The following is a 2,083-nucleotide window of genomic DNA, read 5'->3' as shown; positions in this document are numbered from 1 at the left end:
GTTTTGCAGCCTTTGCAGGCGCGAAGTTTGCGCTGCGCGCCCTCGCGCAGAGCATGGCGCGGGAGCTTGGGCCGCAAGGCATTCATGTTGCCCATACGATCATTGATGGCGCCATCGACACGGCCTTTATCCGCGACAATTTCCCTGAGCGCTACGCGCTCAAGGAAGAAGACGGCATTTTGAATCCGGACCACATTGCCGAAGCCTATTGGCAGCTTCATAGGCAGCCGCGCAGCGCCTGGACGCATGAACTGGATCTGCGGCCATGGCTGGAAAAATTCTGAGGGCAGGAAACCCGTCCATGACCAAACAAGTGGAATTCCATTTCGATTTCGGCAGCCCGAATGCCTATCTCGCGCATAAGGTCGTGCCCGCGATCGAGAAGCGGACCGGTGTGACCTTTACCTATGTGCCGGTGCTGCTCGGCGGCATCTTCAAGGCGACGAACAATGTGTCGCCCATGGTTGCCAATCACGGCATCAAGAACAAAAACGAATATCAGGCTCTCGAGATGGACCGCTTCGTGAAGAAGCATGGTCTCACGAAATATGTCTTCAACCCGCATTTCCCCGTGAACACGCTGCAGATCATGCGTGGTGCGGTGGCAGCGGAGATGGACGGCTTTCTCCCCGCCTATATCGAGGTGGTGATGGCAGCGATGTGGGAACAGAAGCTCAAGATGGATGATGCCGAGATCATCAAATCCACACTTGATGCGGGCGGGCTTGATGGCACGCATGTTCTTGCCCGCATTCAGGACGCCGATGTGAAGGCGAAGCTCATCGCCAATACGGAAGCAAGCGTGGCGCGCGGCAGCTTTGGCATCCCGACCTTTTTCGTCGATGGCGAGATCTATTTCGGCAAGGACCGGCTCCGCGAGGTAGAAGAAGCGATCATGCAAGCCTGATTTACGCGGCGTTTATCGCGGGAGCGTTGCCGTGCGCGGGCGGCTGTGGCACATCCCCGGATAATTGTTCCGTCTGCCGGAGTGTGTGCGCCATGAATGCGAGTGTTCCCGTCAAAACGCCGATCTTTTCCCGCGAGGGCGATGTCTGGGTGCCGGATGCCTATGCGGCCGGTCCCTTTCGGGGGCTTTACGGCGGCGCGGTTGGCGGGCTTGTCGGCGCGGCGATGGAAGAACATGCGCGCAAGGAAGGCTGGGGCGTGCCGCTTTCCTCCAGCGTCACCATTCTCCGCCCGGCGCCGCTCTCTCCTCTCTCAACCGAAATCAGTGTGTTGCAGGCGGGACGGCGCAATGCCGTTGCCGAGTGTGTGCTGCGTGATCCGGCAACAGACAAGCTCATCGCGAAGGGGCAGGCGATCTTCGTGCAGCCCGCACCCCACACATCGGCCCCGCTGACACCGGAGCCTCAGGGCACACACTGGACTGTCGATCCCGAAACCCTGCCGCAATGGCAGAACGGGCGGCGGCCGGAGCATGTGAACTTCCTTCATATTCTCGACATGCGCGATGAGCTGGATGCGAAGGGCCGTCCGACCATACGCTGGTCGCGCATGATGCGTCCGCTCATGCCCTTCCCCTCGCTGCTCGGAACGCTTTTCACGGCGGCGGATAATGCGTCTGCCTTCTGGCTTTCGGCGAGCGGGGCATGGCCGACCGATTTCGGTTTTCCCAATGTCGATGTGTCGGTGCATGTTTCCCGCGCGCCGCAGGGCGAGTGGATCGGTGTGCTGCCCGACGCGCTGCTGCATCAGACCGGCATGGGAATGAGCGAAGGCGTACTTTACGATCAGGCGGGCGTGCTTGGCCGGACCTGCCAGACCAACCTCATCGTACCGCGCGACTGAAGCATTTTCGCAGGGCCGCAGCGCCATGCTATGACTGAGGCCATGACGCTTTCAGACGATCAGCTTGAGCGATATGCGCGGCACATTGTGCTGAAGGAGATTGGCGGCCCCGGCCAGCAAAAACTCCTGAAGGCGCGTGTGCTCATCATCGGTGCGGGCGGGCTTGGCTCGCCCTGCATGATCTATCTTGCGGCGGCAGGTGTCGGCACCATCGGCATTATCGACAATGACACCGTGTCGCTCTCAAACCTGCAACGCCAGATCGCGCATGGCA

3 protein-coding genes and 1 pseudogene are annotated in these 2,083 nt (G+C 60.4%); all 4 read left to right on the top strand.

What is annotated here, in order from left to right; translation table 11 throughout:
• A pseudogene (locus tag WBF74_RS03470) lies at positions 1 to 284 on the top strand (short-chain dehydrogenase); the annotation flags it as partial.
• Positions 285 to 301: 17 nt separating this feature from the next.
• Complete coding sequence (locus WBF74_RS03465) at positions 302 to 907, top strand: 2-hydroxychromene-2-carboxylate isomerase (RefSeq protein WP_424435217.1); 606 nt, start codon at positions 302 to 304, stop codon at positions 905 to 907.
• 92 nt (positions 908 to 999) lie between these two features.
• Positions 1,000 to 1,809 carry an acyl-CoA thioesterase domain-containing protein gene (locus WBF74_RS03460; protein WP_424435214.1) on the top strand — a complete coding sequence of 270 codons (810 nt, stop codon included), beginning with the start codon at positions 1,000 to 1,002 and terminating at the stop codon, positions 1,807 to 1,809.
• Between the two features lie 30 nt (positions 1,810 to 1,839).
• Positions 1,840 to 2,083: HesA/MoeB/ThiF family protein (locus WBF74_RS03455; RefSeq protein ID WP_424435211.1), on the top strand; the 244-nt coding region annotated here is incomplete at its 3' end.

Source organism: Parvibaculum sp. (assembly GCF_049672805.1).
Taxonomy (GTDB): Bacteria; Pseudomonadota; Alphaproteobacteria; order Parvibaculales; family Parvibaculaceae; genus Parvibaculum.
This window is presented reverse-complemented; position numbering and strand designations above follow the sequence as displayed.